The organism is Pseudomonas citronellolis (assembly GCF_029335315.1).
Taxonomy (GTDB): domain Bacteria; phylum Pseudomonadota; class Gammaproteobacteria; order Pseudomonadales; family Pseudomonadaceae; genus Pseudomonas; species Pseudomonas citronellolis_A.
Genome location: NZ_JARJLT010000279.1, coordinates 1 through 16,441 on the forward strand (window position 1 = coordinate 1; position 16,441 = coordinate 16,441).

Genomic DNA, 16,441 nt, shown 5'->3' on the forward strand with positions numbered 1-16,441 from the left:
GCTCAGAGGCGGAAGCGGGCGACCAGGCCTTGCAGCTCGGTGCCCAGGCGCGCCAGCTCGATGCTCGACGCGGCGGTTTCCTCGCTGGCGGCGGCGGTCTGCTCGGAGATGTCGCGCACGCTCATCACGCTGCGGTTGATCTCCTCGGCCACGGCGCTCTGCTGTTCGGCGGCGGCGGCGATCTGCTGGTTCATCGACTGGATGCCGGACACCGTGCGGGTGATCGAGTCCAGGCGTTCGCCGGCGCGGCGCGCCAGGTCCAGGGTGCTGTCGGTGAGCGCGCGGCTGCTTTCCATGCGTTGCACCGCCTGCTGGGTGCCGGTGTGCAGCCCGGTGATGAGCTCTTCGATCTCCTCGGTGGACTGCTGGGTGCGTTGCGCCAGGCCGCGCACCTCGTCGGCGACCACCGCGAAGCCGCGCCCGGCCTCGCCGGCGCGGGCGGCTTCGATGGCGGCGTTGAGCGCCAGCAGGTTGGTCTGCTCGGCCACCGCCTTGATCACGTCGAGCACGCTGCCGATCTTCTCGCTCTCGCGCTTGAGTTGCTGCACCGCTTCGTTGGAGCGGCCGACCTCGGCCGCCAGGCGATCCATCTGGCCGACCGCCTCGTTTACCGCCTTGGCCCCGGCGCCGGCCTCGCGGTCGGCGCTGCTGGCGGCCTCGGAGGCTTCCTCGGCGTTGCGCGCGACTTCCAGTACGGTGGCGGCCATCTCGTTCATCGCCGTGGCCACCTGGTCGGTCTCGCTCTTCTGGTTGTTGACCCCGGCGCTGGTCTGTTCGGTGACCGCCGAGAGCTCCTCGGCGGCGCTGGCGATCTGCGTGACGCCGTCGTGGATGTGGCTGATCAGCTCGCGCAGGGACTGGCTCATGCGCTGCATGCTGGCCTGCAGTTGGCCCAGCTCGTCGCGGCGGTCGACCTTCAGCTGCTGGCTCAGGTCGCCGTCGGCGATGCGCTCGGCGGCCAGCAGCGACTGGCGCAGCGGCAGGACGATCTGGCGGGTGATGATCCAGGCGGCGAACACGCCGAAGGCCAGCACCAGCAGCGAGGCGATGCCCAGTATCTGCTTGGCGTGGGCGGCGTCGGCGTCGCGCTTGGCGGTCTGGATGACGCTCAGCTCGCCGCTGAGCTTCTCGATCTGCAGGCCGCTGTCGCGCATCTGGTCGCGCGCCGCTTGGCCGCTGTTGACCTCGTCGCGGTAACGTTCCAGGGCCTTGCGGTAGTCCTGCAGGGCGTTGACCACGGCCTGGAAGTTTTCCTGCTGGTCGGCGGGCGCGGCCTGGCCGTGCTGCTGCATGATGCTGGTGACGTCGGCCAGGGCGGCGAAGGCGCCCTGCTCCAGGCTCGGGTCTTCGCTGGCGGTGTAGGTCAGTACCTGGAAGCGCGCGGCCATCAGCTGGCGGCCCAGGGACGAGACTTCGGCCAGGCCCTTGAGCGAGTCGACGCTGCCCGTCTCGACCAGGTGCTGCTCCACCAGTTCCAGCCCCTGGGTGACCACGGCGGCCTTGCGGATCAGGACCTTGCGCGCGCCGTCGCGGCTGTCGAAGGACTTCTGCAGGTTCTTGAACAGTGTGCGGTATTGGTGGGTGAGCTGGCGTTGCTGGTCGATGCGGGCGAGGTCGGCCGGGTCGCTGAGCAGCCCGGCGACCTTGTCCTGCTGCTGGTCGAGATGGCCGATGGTGTCTTCCACCGTCTTGGCGTCGGCCTTGGAACGGCTGGACTGGTACTTCAGGCGCACCGTGCGCAGGTCCTTGGTGATCCCCGCCAGGTTGGAGATTTCGCCGAGCTTGTCGCCCCGCGAGATGACGCTGTTCAGGTTCATCCAGCCGGTGAGGGCGATGACCAGGGTGAGCAGCAGTACCAGGCCGAAGCCCAGGGTGAGTTTCCAATTGACCGAGAGATTGCTGAACCAGCGGGACATGAACGCGGTGCTCCAGGGACGATGGGGCAGCGGCGGACGCAGGGCGCGCCGCCGCCTGAGGGCCAATGCCCGTCATATCGGCGGGGCGACATGAATCTGAAATTTCTTTAGGAGTCTTCTGACTGTCGGTCCTTTTTTCGGACCGTTGGGAGTCTTTCGGTCAGAACAGGCGGGCGAGCAGGGCGGTGACGGCGGTTTCCACGCGCAGGATGCGCTCGCCCAGTTGCACCGGGGTGAGCCCCGCTTCGCGGAGTTTCTCGACTTCGTAGGGAATCCAGCCGCCTTCCGGGCCAATGGCCAGGGTGACCGGTTCGTTCAGCGCGCGCGGGCACTCCGGCCAGGGGCCGGGGTGGCCGATCAGGCCCAGGCTGCCGGCGGCCTGGGCCGGCAGGCGGTCCTCGACGAAGGGCTTGAAGCGCTTCTCGATGGTCACTTCCGGCAGCACGGTGTCGCGGGCCTGCTCCAGGCCCAGGACCAGTTGCTCGCGGATGGCCTGTTCCTCGAGGAAGGGGGTCTGCCAGAAGCTCTTTTCCACCCGGTAGCTGTTCAACAGCACCAGACGCGGCACCCCCATGGCTGCCACGGTCTGCAGCACGCGGCGAAGCATCTTCGGGCGCGGCAGGGCCAGCAGCAGGGTCAGCGGCAGCTTGGCCGGCGGCGCCTGGGTGAAGCTCACCTGCAGCTCCGCCTCGTCACGCTCCAGGCGCAGCAGGCGGCCTTCGCCCATCAGCCCGCCGAGGTGGCCGACGCGCAGGCTGTCGCCGTTTTCGGCACGGTGCACTTCGTGGAGGTGGGTGAGGCGGCGGTCGCGCAGCAACACGCGGTCCGCCGCGACGAAGTCGGCGTCGTCCAGCAGCAGCAGGTTCACGGGCGGGTCGCCGGCGGCTGGTCGCCTTTCTCTGCGGCTTGTGCGTCCTCGTCCTTGCCGCGCTTGCGGATCAGCCGGCTGAACAGCACGCCGGCCTCGAACAGCATCCACATGGGCACCGCGAGCAGGGTCTGCGACATCGGGTCGGGCGGGGTGAGGATCATGCCGACCACGAAGCAGCCGATGATGACGTAGGGGCGGATCTTCTTCAGGTACGCCACGTCGACCACGCCGATCCACACCAGCAGCACGGTGGCCACCGGGATTTCGAAGGCCAGGCCGAAGGCGAACAGCAGGGTGAGGAAGTCCAGGTAGCTGTTGATGTCGGTCATCGGCGTCACCCCTTCCGGGGCCTGGCCGAGGAAGAAGTGGAACATCAACGGGAATACCAGGAAGTAGGCGAAGGCCATGCCGGCGTAGAACAGGATCACGCTGGAGGCCAGCAGTGGCGCGGCCACGCGCTTCTCGTGCTTGTACAGGCCGGGGGCGATGAAGCCCCAGACCTGCGCCAGGATCACCGGCATGGCCAGCAGCACCGCGACGATCATGGTCAGCTTCAGCGGCGCGAGGAACGCCGAGGCCGGATCGATGGCGATCATGGTCGCGCCTTCCGGGAGGAAGCGGCGCAACGGCGCGGAGGCCAGCGTGTAGATCTTCTGCGAGAAGTACAGCAGGCCGATGAAGAACACGAAGATCACCGCCACGCAGCGCAGCAGGCGCGTGCGCAGTTCGGTCAGGTGCGAGACCAGGGGCATTTCCTGGTCGTTCTCGGGCTGGTCGGGTTTTTCGTCGCTCATGGGGTACGCGGCGTCTCGGGCGGAGGGGCGGCGGCCGGCGCGGCCGGGGCCTCGGGCGCGGCTGGCGCGGCGGGTGCCTCGGCTGCGGCCGGAATACCGACGCCGGGTATGTTGGCCAGGCGGCTGTTCGGGGCGATGGTCGGTGGCGCCGGCGGGCTCGCGGGTGCCGTGGCGTCGCTTTCGGCCGGCGGTTGCTGGCCGGTCAGCGGCGCCATCAGCTTCTGCGCGTCACGCTCCAGCTGCAGGATGTGCTCGTTGTGCAGTTGCCGGCGGATCTCGTCGGCGCCCAGTTCGCGCTCCACTTCCTGCTTGATGGCGTTGAAGCTGCGTTTCAGCCGGCCGACCCACAGGCCCGCTGTGCGCGCCGCGCCGGGCAGGCGCTCGGGGCCGAGCACGAGCAGGGCTACCAGGCCCACCAGCAGCAGTTCGCTGAAGCTGATTCCGAACATGGCGTGCTATCCCATCAGTCCTTGCGCTGCGGTTCTTCGACCTTGTGCGCCTGAGCGTCGATGGTATGCGGCTGGTTCAGCGGCGGGTTGGCCGGCTGCTGCGGCTTTTCCTCTTCCTCGGTGTTCATCGCCTTGCGGAAGCCCTTCACCGCTTCGCCGACGTCCGAGCCCAGGGTCTTCAGGCGCTTGGTGCCGAAGACCAGGACCACTACGATCAGGATGACTACCCAGTGTTTCCAGTCAAAGATGCCCATCTTGTTCTCCTCGAGGTATGCGGGTTCAGGCCGACGGCTGGCGCGCGGCTTTCTCGTCGTGGCCGGAAAGGCCGAAGCGGCGTTCCAGTTCGTCCAGTACCGCCTGGGGATGCTGGCCGAGGGCGGCGAGCATGACCAGGGAATGGAACCAGAGGTCGGCGGTTTCGTAGATCAGGTCGGTGCAGTCGCCGCTCTGCGCGGCGTCCTTGGCGGCGATGATGGTTTCCACCGATTCCTCGCCGAGCTTTTCCAGGATCTTGTTCAGGCCCTTGTGGTACAGGCTGGCCACATAGGAGCTTTCCGGGGCGGCGTTCTTGCGCGCTTCGAGGACTTCGGCCAGGCGCGCGAGGGTATTGTCACTCATGGCTGTGCCCCGGTTTGTCGTAGATGGCGTGTGGGTCCTTGAGGACCGGGTCGACGGCTTTCCAGTCGCCGTCCTGGTAGACGCGGTAGAAGCAGCTTTCGCGGCCGGTGTGGCAGGCGATGCCACCGACCTGCTCGACCATCAGGATGATGACGTCGGCGTCGCAGTCCAGGCGCAGTTCGTGCAGCTTCTGCACGTGGCCGGACTCCTCGCCCTTGCGCCAGAGCTTGCCGCGCGAGCGCGACCAGTAGATGGCGCGGCTCTCGGCGGCGGTCAGGGTCAGTGACTCGCGGTTCATCCAGGCCATCATCAGCACGCGGCCCGTCTTGTGGTCCTGGGCGATCGCCGGCACCAGGCCGTCGGCGTTCCAGTGAATTTCGTCCAGCCAGTCTTTCATCTTCGCTTCCGTACAGCGGGCGCTTATGCGCCCCGCGGCAGTTTCATCAACGACCAAGTGTGCCAGCAGTGGCGACGACTGGCTATCGGCGCAGAATCAGATACAGACCACCGGCCAGCATGGCCCAGGCCGGCCAGGCCTCGATGCTGTGGGTGGCCAGGCCGATCTGGGCGGCGCCGGCCACCAGCACTGCGCCAATCAGCCGCGCGACCCAGGCGCCGGCCAGCGGCTGGGCGCTGCCGGGCTGGGGTGGCTGCGGCTGCGACAGGCGCTCCAGGGTGTCGCGGGTCATCTGCGCCAGGTGCGGCAACTGCTCGATGTGTTGCTGGGCGTTGCGCAGCAGCTGGCCGGGGCTGACGCGGTCGCGCATCCAGCGTTCGAGGAAGGGCTGGGCGGTGGTCCACAGGTCCAGCTCCGGGTACAGCTGGCGGCCCAGGCCCTCGATGTTCAGCAGGGTCTTCTGCAGCAGCACCAGTTGCGGCTGCACTTCCATGTTGAAGCGCCGCGCGGTCTGGAACAGGCGCAGCAGCACCTGGCCGAAGGAGATGTCTTTCAGTGGCTTCTCGAAGATCGGCTCGCAGACGGTGCGGATCGCCGCCTCGAAGTCGTTCACCCGGGTTTCCGCCGGAACCCAGCCGGAGTCGATGTGCAACTGCGCGACCTTGCGGTAGTCGCGCTTGAAGAAGGCGATCAGGTTGCGCGCCAGGTAGTCCTGGTCCTCGTCGGTGAGGCTGCCGACGATGCCGCAGTCCACCGCGATGTACTGCGGGCTCCAGGGCGTGCGGGTGCTGACGAAGATGTTGCCGGGGTGCATGTCGGCGTGGAAGAAGCTGTCGCGGAACACCTGGGTGAAGAAGATCTCCACGCCGCGTTCGGCGAGCGCCTTGAAGTCGGTGCGCTGGTCGCGCAGGGTCGCGAGGTCAGTGACCGGGATGCCGTAGATGCGCTCCATCACCAGCACCTTGGGCCGGCACCAGTCCCAGTACACCTGGGGCACGTAGAGCAGCGGCGAGCCGTCGAAGTTGCGCCGCAACTGGCTGGAGTTGGCCGCCTCGCGCAGCAGGTCGAGCTCGTCGTAGATGGTCTTCTCGTAGTCGCTGACCACTTCCACCGGGTGCAGGCGGCGGGCGTCGGCGGACAGGCGCTCGGCCAGGCGGGCGAGGATGAACAGCCAGGACATGTCGGCGCGGATGATCGGCTTCAGCCCCGGGCGGATCACCTTGACCACCACTTCCTCGCCGCTCTTGAGCTGCGCGGCGTGGACCTGGGCCACCGAGGCCGAGGCCAGCGGTTCGCGCTCGAAGCGCGCGAAGACCTGCTCGACCTTCGCCCCCAGCTGTTCCTCGATCAGCGCCACCGAGGCTTCCGGCGGGAACGGCGGGACCTTGTCCTGCAGGCGCGCCAGCTCGTTGGCGATGTCGTCCGGGAGCAGGTCGCGGCGGGTCGAGAGGATCTGCCCGAACTTGATGAAGATCGGCCCCAGGCCTTCCAGCGCCAGGCGGATGCGTTCGCCGCGGCTGAGGTCGAGGCGCCGCCGCGGCAGCCAGCGCCAGGGCAGCAGGCCGCCGAGCAGGCGCAGGTACCAGGGCAGCATCGGCAGTTCGAGGACCAGGTCGTCGAGGCGGTAGCGGATCACCACGCTCTGGATGCGCAGCAGGCGGCGGAGGGCGAGCAGCTTCATGCGTCGGGTTTCAGCTTCTTGGACAGGCGCGTCAGGCGCGCGTCGAGACGGTCGAGGGCGATCTTCAACTGGTCGAGTTCGGCGAAGCGCGCTTCGGCTTCATGGCTGCCGACCAGGGTCCGGCTTTCCTCGGCGAGGTAGTCGGCCAGGCTCAGGCGCAGGCTTTCCAGGCTGTCGCCGGCCCAGCGCGCGCCGCCGCGCAGGCGGCTGCCGAGCAGGTGCGCGGGCAGAGGGCCGAGCCAGCGCTGCACTTCGTATTCCCAGTCCAGTTCGAGGCTCTGGAGGATGTCGGCCAGCTCCAGGAGCAGGGCGCTGTCGCCGCCCATTTCCACTTCCGGGCTGTGCAGCACGCTGGTCTTGTCGGCGGCCAGCGCCAGTTGCAGCAGGCGCCCGGCCGGGGCGCGCAGGGTGCAGTCGACCGCGGCCTCGTGGTGTGCGGCCAGGTGCAGGCCATCGGCGTCGGGGAGGATGAACAGGCGCAGCGCGGGCGCCTGGCAGTCCACTTCCAGGACCCGCCCGGCGAGCCGGGCGAGGCGCTGCCGGGCCACGCCGTCCAGGCGCAGCACGCGGTTCACGCCGGCTTCGGCGCTGGCCAGCAGCGCCTGGGTCAGGAGCGCCATCTCAGGGCTTGATGCCGCGGTGCAGGGCGACCACGCCGCCGGTCATGTTGTGGTAGGTGACGCGGTCGAAGCCGGCCTCGACCATCATCGACTTGAGGGTTTCCTGGTCCGGGTGCATGCGGATCGACTCGGCGAGGTAGCGATAGCTCTCGGAGTCGTTGGTCACCAGCTTGCCCATCAGCGGCAGCAGGGTGAAGGAATAGGCGTCGTAGGCCTTGGACAGCAGGCTGCTGGTGGGCTTGGAGAATTCCAGCACCAGCAGGCGGCCGCCCGGCTTGAGCACCCGCAGCATGGAGCGGATGGCCGCGTCCTTGTGGGTGACGTTGCGCAGGCCGAAGGCGATGGTCACCGCGTCGAAGTAGTTGTCGGGGAAGGGCAGCTTCTCGGCGTCGGCCTGGACGAAGCTGACGTTGCCGGCGACGCCGCTGTCGAGCAGCTTGTCGCGGCCGACCTTGAGCATCGAGGCGTTGATGTCGGCCAGCACCACTTCGCCGGTCGGGCCGACCAGGCGCGAGAACTGCCGCGTCAGGTCGCCGGTGCCGCCGGCGATGTCGAGCACGCGGTTGCCGCTGCGCACGCCGGACAGTTCGATGGTGAAGCGCTTCCACAGACGGTGGATGCCGCCGGACATCAAGTCGTTCATCAGGTCGTACTTGGCGGCGACCGAGTGGAAGACCTCGGCGACCTTCTCGGCCTTCTCGCTCTCGCGCACGGTCTTGTAGCCGAAGTGCGTGGTGGGGTCGGCGGGGCCCTGGTCCCCGGCGGGTTTGCGCGGCTCGCTCATGGCGTTTATACCCTGGAAGTCAGTGGCGGCCATTCTAACAGGATGTGGGGAAAACGCCGCCCCGGGGCGTGGGGTGCGGCGAAACGTCGTGCCGCGTATCATCAATGGGTCTGTCATTCCGGAGTCGCCCATGTCCCGCATCCACGTCGAACGTTCCCATTCCCTCGGCCGCGAAGCCGCCCGCGAGAAGGCCCAGAAGCTGGCCGACAAGCTGGCCCGCGAGCACGGCGTGAGCTACGCGTGGCAAGGCGACACCCTGACCTTCAAGCGCAGTGGCGTCGACGGCCGCATCGAGGTCGGCGACGACCTAGTGGCGGTGGAGGTCAAGCTGGGCCTGCTGCTGTCGGCCATGGGCGGCATGCTCAAGGGCGAGATCGAGCGCGCGCTGGACAATGCGCTGGGCTGATCGCGCCGTAGCGGAGGTGCCGTCGTAGGATGGGTTGAGCGAAGCGATACCCAGCACCGCGGTTGACACGCATGCCACGACCGTCACTCCCGCGAACGCGGGAGCCCAGCGTCTCCGGTTCCCCGCGTTCGCGGGGATGACGGGGTTGGAATGGGCGCCGAAGGGTTCGCGAGCAAGCTCGCTCCTACAGGTCGTGAGTCGGTGAAGTCGCGGGGTCCGGCGGCTGGTATGTGTTTTCTAATTTTCCTCGATACCTTGCACTCAAGCTCGCAACGTTGCGGGCGTCTTCGGAACCCCGATAACACAGTGTGAGGACACCACCATGGCCAAAGTCGCCAGCAAGAAGAAAGTCGAGAAAGCCGTCAGCGAGTTTTCCCTGATCACCGACGTCAAGCACTACGCCCGCCAGATCTGGCTGGCCGGCCTGGGCGCCTATGCGCGCGTCGGCGCCGAAGGCAGCGAGTACTTCAAGGACCTGGTCAAGGCCGGCGAAGGCGTCGAGACCAAGGGCCGCAAGCTGGTGACCGAGCAGGTCGAATCGGCCAACGACAGCGTCAAGAGCGGCGTGTCGCTGGTGAAGGACAAGTTCGAGGTGCAGCTGGACAAGGTCGAGAAGGCTTTCGACAGCCGTGTGGCCTCCGCGCTGAATCGCATTGGCATCCCGTCGCGGCAGGATGTCGAAGCGCTCTCTGCTAAGCTTGATGAGCTGAGCTCGGTGCTCGAGCGCGTCGCGAAAACTCATTGAGGAGAGCGGGATGGCTGGCAAGAAAACTACCGATAAAAAAGAGTCAGGTTGGGTCGGCGAGATCGAGAAGTACTCCCGGCAGATCTGGTTGGCTGGTCTGGGGGCCTATTCGAAGGTCAGCAATGACGGCAGCAAGCTGTTCGAGACCCTGGTCAAGGACGGTGAAAAGGCCGAGAAGCAGGCCAAATCCGAAGTCGACAAGTCCGTTGGCGCGGTGAAGTCTTCCGCCCGCTCGGCCCGTTCCAAGGTCGATGAGGTGAAGGATCGCGCGCTCGGCAAATGGGGCGAGCTGGAAGAGGCCTTCGACAAGCGCCTGAACAGCGCCATCTCGCGTCTCGGCGTGCCGAGCCGCAACGAGGTGAAGGAGTTGCACAGCAAGGTCGAGACCCTGACCAAGCAGATCGAGAAACTCACCGGCGTCAGCGTCAAATCGGTGGCCAAGCCGGCAGCCAAGGCAGCGGCGAAACCGGCGGCCAAGGCAGCCGCGGCGAAGCCTGCCGCCAAACCCGCTGCCAAGCCGGCAGCCAAGGCCGCCGCCGCCAAGCCTGCGGCGAAACCGGCGGCCAAGCCGGCAGCCAAGCCGGCAGCGAAGCCCGCCGCCAAAGCTGCCGCCAAGCCGGCGGCAAAACCGGCAGCGAAACCGGCGGCCAAGCCTGCGGCAGCCAAACCGGCAGCGGCCAAGCCGGCGGCAGCGAAGAAACCGGCGGTGAAAAAGCCCGCGGCGCCCAAGGCGGCGAAACCGGCAGCTCCGGCTCCGGTAGCGGCTGCAGCGCCTGCTCCGGCACCGACTCCGGCTCCGGCCGCCGTCGCTCCGGCAGCCACTGCGGCGACGCCGTCGACCCAGGCCTGATACGGCTGTCGCGGAACCCGACGCCCGGCCTCGTGCCGGGCGTTTTTATTGGCGTGGAAGAAACCTCCGGCCTGCCTCAGCTGGCCAGGTAGCGCTGTGCCAGGCGCTCGGCGGCCAGTCGTGACTCGCCGCGCAGGTGCGGCGCCACCAGCATCATCACCTGGTAGACCACCAGGCGGATCTCGCCTTCGCGGCCGAGGATGCGCTGGTAGTCGAGGGAGAACAGCAGGGTCAGGGTGATCTGCTCGACCAGTTGGCCGAGCGACTCGGTGTCGCTGGTCAGCTCGCCTTCGGCCTTGAGCCGGGCGAGCAGGGCGGCGAGGGTGCGCTTGAGCGCGTTGAGCCAGTTGCGGATGCCGCGGGCCAGCTTGGGCAGGCGCCCGGCGAGGTTCGACAGGTCCTGGAAGAGGAAGCGGTAGTGGGCCAGGCGCTCGACGATCAGGTGCAGGAACAGCCAGTAGTCCTCGGCGCCCAGGCGCGCGTCGGCGGGTGGATCGAGCAGCGGCTGCAGCTCTTCCTCGAAGCGCGCGAACAGGGCCAGCACCAACGGCTCCTTGCCGTGGAAGTGGTAATACAGGTTGCCCGGGCTGATGCCCAGCTCGGTGGCGATCTCCAGGGTGGAGACGTTGGGTTCGCCTTCCTGGTTGAACAGGAGCAGGGCGCACTCGAGGATTCGGTCGCGGGTTTTCATCCGTGTGCTGGTTCTTGCCTCGGGGAGTTCGACGATAGCGTGGGGCGGGGAGTGGCGGCCAGTCCCTCGAAAGCGTGAGGGGCTCCCTACCTACGAAGAACACCCCGGTACGCCGGGGTGCCTTTCGTAGGATGGGTTGGGTTTGCGAAGCCCATGCTGTGGCGGTGATGGGTATCGCCTCGCTCCAGCCATCCTACGGGGTGCCGGTGCGCAAGGGTTGCTCAGCGCTCGTGCACGTAGGTGCCCGGCGCCGCTTCCATCGGCGGGTATTCCGCGTTGCCCAGTTCGAAGTGTACCGGCCGACGCTCGCCGGAGCGCTCCTGCAGCCACTGCAGCCACAGCGGCCACCAGCTGCCTTCCTGGCGCTGGGTGTCGTAATACCAGGCGCGTGGGTCGGAGCTGAGCTTGCCGTTCTCGAAGTAGCAGGCCTTGGGGTTGCCCGGCGGGTTGAGGATGCTCTGGATGTGCCCGCTGTTGGACAGCACGAAGCGGCTGTCGCCGCCCAGCAGCAGCGCCGAGCGGTACACGGCGTCCCAGGGCGTGATGTGGTCGGTGATGCCGGCGACGTGGAAGTTGTCCACCGCCACCTTCTTCAGGTCGATGGGCGTGCCGCAGACTTCCATGGCCCCTGGCCGGGCCAGCGGGTTGTGCTTGAAGAAGTCGAGGAAGTCGCCGTGCAGCGCGGCCGGCAGGCGGGTGTTGTCGTTGTTCCAGTAGAGGATGTCGAAGGCCGGCGGCAGCTTGCCCAGCAGGTAGTTGTTGACCCAGTAGTTCCACACCAGGTCGTTGGGGCGCATCCAGGCGAACACCTTGGCCATGTCCTTGCCCTCCAGCACGCCGTGCTGGTAGGAGCGGCGCTTGGTGCTTTCCAGCGTCTGTTCGTCGGCGAACAGCGCCGCCGGGGTTTCCACCTGGCTGTCCAGCAGGCTCACCAGGTAGGTGGCGCTGCTGATCTTGCGCAACTGCCGGCGCGCCTGCAGGTGGCCTTGCAGCGCGGCGATGGTCAGGCCGCCGGAGCAGGCGCCCATCAGGTTGACGCTGCGACTGCCGCTGATCGAGCGGGCCACCTCGATGGCCTCGTCGAGGGCCTTCACGTAGGTCGACAGGCCCCACTCGCGGTGGCGCGCGTCGGGGTTGCGCCAGCTGACCATGAACACCTGGATATTGTTCTTCAGGGCGTACTGGACGAAGCTCTTCTCCGCCGACAGGTCGAAGATGTAGTACTTGTTGATCTGCGGCGGGACGATCAGCAGGGGCTTGGCGTGCAGGTGCTCGCCCAGCGGCTTGTACTGGATCAGTTCGAGCATCTCGCTGCGGAACACCACGGCGCCGGGGGTGGTGGCCAGGTTGCGGCCGACCTCGAAGGCGTGCTTGTTGACCTGGCTGGGCATGCCGCCGTTGTTCATCAGGTCGTCGAGCAGGTGGCGGCCGCCCTTGAGCAGGCTCTGCCCGCCGGTATTGAACAGTTCCTTCACCGCCAGCGGGTTGATCAGGCTGTTGGTCGGCGCCATGGCGTCGGCGAACAGCGACAGCACGAAGCGCGCGCGGGCGCGGTCGTCGGCGTCCAGGTCGCTCTCGTCGATCCACGCCAGCAACTGCTGCTGCCAGGCCAGGTAGGCCTGCAGGGTGCGTCGGTAGAAGGGGTTGAGGCGCCAGGAGGGGTCCTGGAAGCGGGCGTCCTGGGGGTTGGGCTGCAGCGGCGAGTCGCCCAGCAGCACGTGGCCCATCTGCTTGCCGAAGGCCGCCAGGTGGCGCGCGCTGTGCAGCGGTCGGCGCACGCCCTGGGCGGCCAGCAGGCGCAGGGTGGACAGCATGTCCTTGCCGCGCAGCCCGACCATGGCGCTCTTGGCATTCATGTAGTCGGCGGGTGCCGGCGGCCTGCCGGCGCTGGAATTCTCTCGCATGTGCAGCTCTCCCTGGGAAAAGAACCGTCGTCAATCGGGCGCAGCAAGGCCCGTACCAGAATCCGCGCAGGCGCGTTCCTGACGCGCGCAAGGGCTGAAGCATAGGCACGAATCGGCACGCGTGCCGGTCAGCCAGGATGAACGTGCACTATTGCGAGGCGATGACGCGGGCCGGGGGTCAGCCGGCCTTGGGGGAGAACAGGCGCGGGTGCATGATCGCGCGCTGCCGTTCCTCGGCGAGGAATTTCATGATGATCGGCGCCACCGTCTCGGCGCGGGTCACCAGGAACAGGTGGCCGTCGTCGATCACGTGCAGCTCGGCGTTGGGGATGCGCCAGGCCAGCAGGCGCATGTTCACCAGCGGAATGATCGGGTCGTCGTCGCCGGCCAGTACCAGGGTCGGCTGCTGGATGTGGTGCAGCCAGTGGATGCTGGTCCAGCCCAGGCCGGCGAACAGCTGCCAGTAGTAGCCGAGCTTGCCCGAGGATCGCACCTTGGCGGCGAACGCCATGGCCAGCTTGGGGTCGCGGCGGAACGCGCCGCCGTAGATGTCCGGGGCGATGTGCGCGCCATAGGACGGCTGGATGTAGCGCCGCGGGCTGGCCATGCGCCAGAGCACCTTGGGCTTGCCCGGCACCATCACCGCCCCCGCCGCGGTGGCGGCGAGGATCAGCTTCTTGCAGCGTTCCGGATAGTCGTGGGCGAACTGCTGGGCCAGGGCCCCGCCCCAGGACACGCCGATGGCGGTGACCTGGCCGTAGTCGAGGTAGTCGAGCATGCGCGCCGCCAGCTTCGCCAGGCCGGGGAAGCGGTACGGCGTGCTCGGCGTCGACGAGCCGCCGACCCCGGGCACGTCGAAGGCGATCACCTCCAGGTCCGGGTCCAGCGCCGCGACGAAGGGGAACACCAGCTCCAGGTTGGCGCCGATGCCGTTGAAGATCAGCAGCGGCGTCATGTGCGCCTTGCCCGGGCGCACGGCGGTGCGGATGGTCTGCCCGTCGAGGTCGATGGTGCGGAACACGAAGGGCTGCGGCGCGAGGATCCGCGCCTGGGTCTCTTCGGCCTGGGTGCCCGGCTGCGGCGCGGCGCCGCGAGCCTTGCGCGCCTTGCGCGCGACCGCCTGCCCGGGCAGCGGCTGGGCCGCTGCCTCCTGCTCGGCGGAGACTTCTTCGGGTAGCGATTCTGTCTTCATCGTTCGTGTACGTAGGTGCCGGGGGATGCTTCACCGGCCGGGTGGGCCTTGCTGCCCAGGGCGGTCGGCGCCTTTTTCAGCTTGCCGGCGCGCTCGGCCAGCCACTGCTGCCAGTGCAGCCACCAGGAGTCGGCGTGCTTGCTCGAATTCTCCTGCCAGGTCTTCGGGTCGGCGGAGAGGTCCGGACCGGTCATGAAGCGCGCCTTGGGGTTGCCCGGCGGGTTGAGGATGCTCTGGATGTGCCCGCTGTTGGACAGGATGAACTCGCACTTGCCGCCGAGCAGGCGTGCCGAACGATAACAGGCTTCCCAGGGGGTGATGTGGTCGTTCAGGCCGGCCACGCAGTAGAAATCGCAGGTGACCTGCTTCAGGTCAATCGGCGTGCCGCCCACTTCCAGCGCGCCGGCGCGGGTCAGCGGGTTGGTCTTGAACATCTCCACCAGTTCGCCGTGCAGGGCGGCCGGCAGGCGCGTGGTGTCGTTGTTCCAGAACAGGATGTCGAAGGCCGGCGGCTCGTTGCCCAGCAGGTAGTTGTTGACCCAGTAGTTCCAGATCAGGTCGTTGGGGCGCATCCAGGCGAACACCTTGGCCATGTCGCGGCCTTCCAGCACGCCGGACTGGTAGGAGCGGCGCTTGGCGGCCTCCAGGGTCTTCTCGTCGGCGAACAGGGCGACGGTGGTGTCCAGCTCGAAGTCGAGTACGCTGACCATCTGGGTGAAGGCGTGCACCTTTTCCTCGCCCAGGGCCGCGTAGTGGCCGAGCAGGGTGACGGTGGTGATGCCGCCGGAGCAGGCGCCGAGCATGTTCAGGTCCTTGCTGCCGGTGATGGCCAGGACCACGTCGATGGCTTCCTTGAGCGCTTCGATGTAGGTGGTCAGGCCCCACTCGCGTTGGGCCTTGGTCGGGTTGCGCCAGCTGACGATGAAGGTCTGCACCTGGTTGCGCAGGCTGAAGCGCGCCAGGCTCTTCTCCGGCGACAGGTCGAAGACGTAGAACTTGTTGATCTGCGGCGGCACCACCAGCAGCGGGCGCTCATGCACGCTCTCGGTGATCGGCCGGTACTGGATCAGTTCCAGCACGTCGTTGCGGAACACCACGGCGCCTTCGGTCAGGGCCAGGTTCTTGCCGACCTCGAAGGCGTCCATGTTGACCTGGCTGGGCATGCCGCCGTTGTTCACCAGGTCCTTGGCCAGGTGGCTCAAGCCGTCGAGCAGGCTCTTGCCGCCGGTCTCGAAGAAGCGTTTGACCGCGGCCGGGTTGCCCAGGGTATTGGTCGGCGCCATGGCTTCGGTCATCAGGTTGATGACGAACTGGCCGCGGTTGATGTCCTGCGCCGACAGCTCGCTGTTGCCGATCCACTCGTGCAGTTCCTTGCGCCAGGCCAGGTAGGTCTGCAGGTAGCGGCGGTACAGCGGGTTCTGGCTCCAGGCCGGGTCGGCGAAGCGGCGGTCGTCGTCCGAAGGACGCAGTTCCGAAGTGCCGAGCAGGACATTCTTCAGCTCCAGGCCGAAATGGCCGACGTGTTTGACACTGTGAAAGGGCTGCTTGAGCGCCTGCAGCAGCACCATACGGGCAGTGGAGAGCAGATCCTTGCCGCGAATCCCTATCACCGGGTTGAGGTTCAGGGTGTTTTCCGCGGCTTGCTGGGACAGATCGTTGTTCTTCTTTTCTGGCATCGGCGACGCTCCATTGTCCTGAGTCCAATACTGGCGGGGCTGCACCTGGGTGACGCGCCAAGCATTGCTCGGGTTAGCGGAACGTGGAGCAGGCTCCACGCATGTCAACACTTGGCGGCATCGTTGGGGTTCCAGGGACCGCGTCCGCAACGAAGTTGCACTGACTTGGTTACCCGAGATTCACCCGCCGCGCAAGCTGGTGCAGCGTGGGTCCGTGCGCCCGAGTATGCCGTGGAAGATTAGAAAACGCGCCCTAGAGCGCTCGCCCTTCCGCACCTCGAACACAGGCAGCACGCGACAGCCAGTGTGCAGGGCGAATGTTGCAAATGACGTGCCCTGATCGGGGGCGGGAGGATGCGGGCGCGGGCGGGGGCCGGTAAACCGGCGCAAAGGTGGGTCAGAGCATCAGGCGCACGACGGACTCGTCGGGGTCGCGGGACTTGCCGGCGGCGGCCAGCTCGGCGAGGTATTCGGCCCACAGCTGGTCCTTGCGGGTGCACAGCTGGTAGAGGTAGTCCCAGCTGTACAGGCCGCTGTCGTGGCCGTCGTCGAAGGTCAGCTTGAGCGCGTACTGCCCGGCCGGTTCCAGGCCGACCAGGGCGACCTTGATCTTGCCGACCTGGAGGATCGGGTTGCCGTGGCCCTGCACCTCGGCCGAGGGCGAGTGCACGCGGAGGAACTCGGCGGAGAGGTCGTAGGCCTGCTCGCCGTACTTCAGGGTGAGGGTGCGCGAGGCCTTGTGCAGCTGGATGGCGCTGGGGATGTGCATGGAAACTCCGGCTAAGGGCTACAGGCGGCTCTTGGCAGGAGCGAGCTTGCTCGCGAACCGGGCTGGCACGGCGCCAGG

18 protein-coding genes and 1 pseudogene are annotated in these 16,441 nt (G+C 67.4%); 3 read left to right on the forward strand and 16 right to left on the reverse strand.

All coding sequences use genetic code 11. The features are described from left to right. Window positions 1-2: 2 nt before the first annotated feature. The 11 genes and pseudogenes from P3W75_RS31935 to ubiE form a co-directional block, all read right to left on the reverse strand. Window positions 3-875: a methyl-accepting chemotaxis protein gene (locus P3W75_RS31935; protein WP_430765397.1), complete on the reverse strand. Its 873-nt coding sequence runs from the start codon at window positions 873-875 to the stop codon at window positions 3-5. After that, window positions 858-1,916, reverse strand: a pseudogene (locus P3W75_RS31940) (methyl-accepting chemotaxis protein); the annotation flags it as partial. The pseudogene P3W75_RS31940 and the gene P3W75_RS31935, both read right to left, overlap by 18 nt. 160 nt (window positions 1,917-2,076) lie before the next feature. Then, window positions 2,077-2,784, reverse strand: coding sequence for a 16S rRNA (uracil(1498)-N(3))-methyltransferase (locus tag P3W75_RS21075; protein ID WP_276229253.1), 708 nt, complete (start codon window positions 2,782-2,784; stop codon window positions 2,077-2,079). After that, entirely contained in the window at window positions 2,781-3,581 is an 801-nt protein-coding gene (tatC, locus tag P3W75_RS21080) for a twin-arginine translocase subunit TatC (protein WP_276229254.1), read from the reverse strand. The genes P3W75_RS21075 and tatC overlap by 4 nt, the downstream gene beginning before the upstream one ends. Continuing rightward, on the reverse strand, window positions 3,578-4,030 hold the full coding sequence (tatB, locus tag P3W75_RS21085; RefSeq protein ID WP_276229255.1) for a Sec-independent protein translocase protein TatB: 453 nt from the start codon (window positions 4,028-4,030) through the stop codon (window positions 3,578-3,580). Before tatB ends, tatC begins: the two co-directional genes overlap by 4 nt. 14 nt (window positions 4,031-4,044) lie before the next feature. Next, window positions 4,045-4,284 (reverse strand): twin-arginine translocase TatA/TatE family subunit, encoded by a 240-nt coding sequence (locus tag P3W75_RS21090; protein ID WP_276229256.1) that lies wholly within the window; start codon window positions 4,282-4,284, stop codon window positions 4,045-4,047. Window positions 4,285-4,309: 25 nt separating this feature from the next. Next, window positions 4,310-4,648 (reverse strand): phosphoribosyl-ATP diphosphatase, encoded by a 339-nt coding sequence (locus P3W75_RS21095; protein WP_276229257.1) that lies wholly within the window; start codon window positions 4,646-4,648, stop codon window positions 4,310-4,312. Next, entirely contained in the window at window positions 4,641-5,045 is a 405-nt protein-coding gene (gene hisI / locus P3W75_RS21100; protein ID WP_276229258.1) for a phosphoribosyl-AMP cyclohydrolase, read from the reverse strand. Before hisI ends, P3W75_RS21095 begins: the two co-directional genes overlap by 8 nt. A gap of 82 nt (window positions 5,046-5,127) precedes the next feature. After that, window positions 5,128-6,726, reverse strand: a complete 1,599-nt coding sequence (gene ubiB / locus P3W75_RS21105; RefSeq protein WP_276229259.1) for a ubiquinone biosynthesis regulatory protein kinase UbiB — start codon at window positions 6,724-6,726, stop codon at window positions 5,128-5,130. Then, window positions 6,723-7,346, reverse strand: a complete 624-nt coding sequence (locus tag P3W75_RS21110; RefSeq protein WP_276229260.1) for a ubiquinone biosynthesis accessory factor UbiJ — start codon at window positions 7,344-7,346, stop codon at window positions 6,723-6,725. Before P3W75_RS21110 ends, ubiB begins: the two co-directional genes overlap by 4 nt. A gap of 1 nt (window position 7,347) precedes the next feature. Next, window positions 7,348-8,130 carry a bifunctional demethylmenaquinone methyltransferase/2-methoxy-6-polyprenyl-1,4-benzoquinol methylase UbiE gene (gene ubiE / locus P3W75_RS21115; RefSeq protein ID WP_276229261.1) on the reverse strand — a complete coding sequence of 261 codons (783 nt, stop codon included), beginning with the start codon at window positions 8,128-8,130 and terminating at the stop codon, window positions 7,348-7,350. A gap of 130 nt (window positions 8,131-8,260) precedes the next feature. Here ubiE and P3W75_RS21120 point away from each other — a divergent pair, with 130 nt between their 5' ends. From P3W75_RS21120 to P3W75_RS21130, 3 genes are all read left to right on the forward strand, one after another. After that, a complete protein-coding gene (locus P3W75_RS21120) occupies window positions 8,261-8,536 on the forward strand; it encodes a polyhydroxyalkanoic acid system family protein (RefSeq protein ID WP_276229262.1) in 276 nt (91 codons plus the stop codon). A 322-nt stretch (window positions 8,537-8,858) separates the two neighbouring features. Next, a complete protein-coding gene (locus P3W75_RS21125) occupies window positions 8,859-9,281 on the forward strand; it encodes a phasin family protein (protein WP_276229263.1) in 423 nt (140 codons plus the stop codon). Window positions 9,282-9,291: 10 nt separating this feature from the next. Next, the gene (locus tag P3W75_RS21130; protein WP_276229264.1) at window positions 9,292-10,131 is read left to right on the forward strand and encodes a phasin family protein; all 840 of its coding nucleotides are present in this window, start codon (window positions 9,292-9,294) and stop codon (window positions 10,129-10,131) included. A gap of 76 nt (window positions 10,132-10,207) precedes the next feature. Here the strand turns inward: P3W75_RS21130 and P3W75_RS21135 are convergent, their stop codons facing one another. The 5 genes from P3W75_RS21135 to P3W75_RS21155 form a co-directional block, all read right to left on the reverse strand. Then, window positions 10,208-10,822, reverse strand: coding sequence for a TetR/AcrR family transcriptional regulator (locus P3W75_RS21135; protein ID WP_276229265.1), 615 nt, complete (start codon window positions 10,820-10,822; stop codon window positions 10,208-10,210). Between the two features lie 221 nt (window positions 10,823-11,043). Then, on the reverse strand, window positions 11,044-12,726 hold the full coding sequence (gene phaC / locus P3W75_RS21140) for a class II poly(R)-hydroxyalkanoic acid synthase (protein WP_276229266.1): 1,683 nt from the start codon (window positions 12,724-12,726) through the stop codon (window positions 11,044-11,046). 178 nt (window positions 12,727-12,904) lie between these two features. After that, complete coding sequence (phaZ, locus tag P3W75_RS21145) at window positions 12,905-13,918, reverse strand: poly(3-hydroxyalkanoate) depolymerase (protein ID WP_276229267.1); 1,014 nt, start codon at window positions 13,916-13,918, stop codon at window positions 12,905-12,907. Further along, complete coding sequence (gene phaC, locus P3W75_RS21150; RefSeq protein ID WP_276229268.1) at window positions 13,915-15,594, reverse strand: class II poly(R)-hydroxyalkanoic acid synthase; 1,680 nt, start codon at window positions 15,592-15,594, stop codon at window positions 13,915-13,917. Before phaC (P3W75_RS21150) ends, phaZ begins: the two co-directional genes overlap by 4 nt. 397 nt (window positions 15,595-15,991) lie before the next feature. Further along, window positions 15,992-16,363, reverse strand: coding sequence for a DUF971 domain-containing protein (locus P3W75_RS21155; protein ID WP_276229269.1), 372 nt, complete (start codon window positions 16,361-16,363; stop codon window positions 15,992-15,994). Between the last annotated feature and the right edge of the window lie 78 nt (window positions 16,364-16,441).

What these genes read in the sequence shown, in the direction of transcription:
- P3W75_RS31935 (WP_430765397.1), bottom strand. Translation starts at nt 875, where the DNA reads ATGCAGCGCATGAGCCAGTCCCTGCGCGAGCTGATCAGCCACATCCAC.
- tatC (WP_276229254.1), bottom strand. Translation starts at nt 3,581, where the DNA reads ATGAGCGACGAAAAACCCGACCAGCCCGAGAACGACCAGGAAATGCCC.
- tatB (WP_276229255.1), bottom strand. Translation starts at nt 4,030, where the DNA reads ATGTTCGGAATCAGCTTCAGCGAACTGCTGCTGGTGGGCCTGGTAGCC.
- P3W75_RS21090 (WP_276229256.1), bottom strand. Translation starts at nt 4,284, where the DNA reads ATGGGCATCTTTGACTGGAAACACTGGGTAGTCATCCTGATCGTAGTG.
- P3W75_RS21095 (WP_276229257.1), bottom strand. Translation starts at nt 4,648, where the DNA reads ATGAGTGACAATACCCTCGCGCGCCTGGCCGAAGTCCTCGAAGCGCGC.
- hisI (WP_276229258.1), bottom strand. Translation starts at nt 5,045, where the DNA reads ATGAAAGACTGGCTGGACGAAATTCACTGGAACGCCGACGGCCTGGTG.
- ubiB (WP_276229259.1), bottom strand. Translation starts at nt 6,726, where the DNA reads ATGAAGCTGCTCGCCCTCCGCCGCCTGCTGCGCATCCAGAGCGTGGTG.
- P3W75_RS21110 (WP_276229260.1), bottom strand. Translation starts at nt 7,346, where the DNA reads ATGGCGCTCCTGACCCAGGCGCTGCTGGCCAGCGCCGAAGCCGGCGTG.
- ubiE (WP_276229261.1), bottom strand. Translation starts at nt 8,130, where the DNA reads ATGAGCGAGCCGCGCAAACCCGCCGGGGACCAGGGCCCCGCCGACCCC.
- P3W75_RS21120 (WP_276229262.1), top strand. Translation starts at nt 8,261, where the DNA reads ATGTCCCGCATCCACGTCGAACGTTCCCATTCCCTCGGCCGCGAAGCC.
- P3W75_RS21125 (WP_276229263.1), top strand. Translation starts at nt 8,859, where the DNA reads ATGGCCAAAGTCGCCAGCAAGAAGAAAGTCGAGAAAGCCGTCAGCGAG.
- P3W75_RS21130 (WP_276229264.1), top strand. Translation starts at nt 9,292, where the DNA reads ATGGCTGGCAAGAAAACTACCGATAAAAAAGAGTCAGGTTGGGTCGGC.
- P3W75_RS21135 (WP_276229265.1), bottom strand. Translation starts at nt 10,822, where the DNA reads ATGAAAACCCGCGACCGAATCCTCGAGTGCGCCCTGCTCCTGTTCAAC.
- phaC (WP_276229266.1), bottom strand. Translation starts at nt 12,726, where the DNA reads ATGCGAGAGAATTCCAGCGCCGGCAGGCCGCCGGCACCCGCCGACTAC.
- phaZ (WP_276229267.1), bottom strand. Translation starts at nt 13,918, where the DNA reads ATGAAGACAGAATCGCTACCCGAAGAAGTCTCCGCCGAGCAGGAGGCA.
- phaC (WP_276229268.1), bottom strand. Translation starts at nt 15,594, where the DNA reads ATGCCAGAAAAGAAGAACAACGATCTGTCCCAGCAAGCCGCGGAAAAC.
- P3W75_RS21155 (WP_276229269.1), bottom strand. Translation starts at nt 16,363, where the DNA reads ATGCACATCCCCAGCGCCATCCAGCTGCACAAGGCCTCGCGCACCCTC.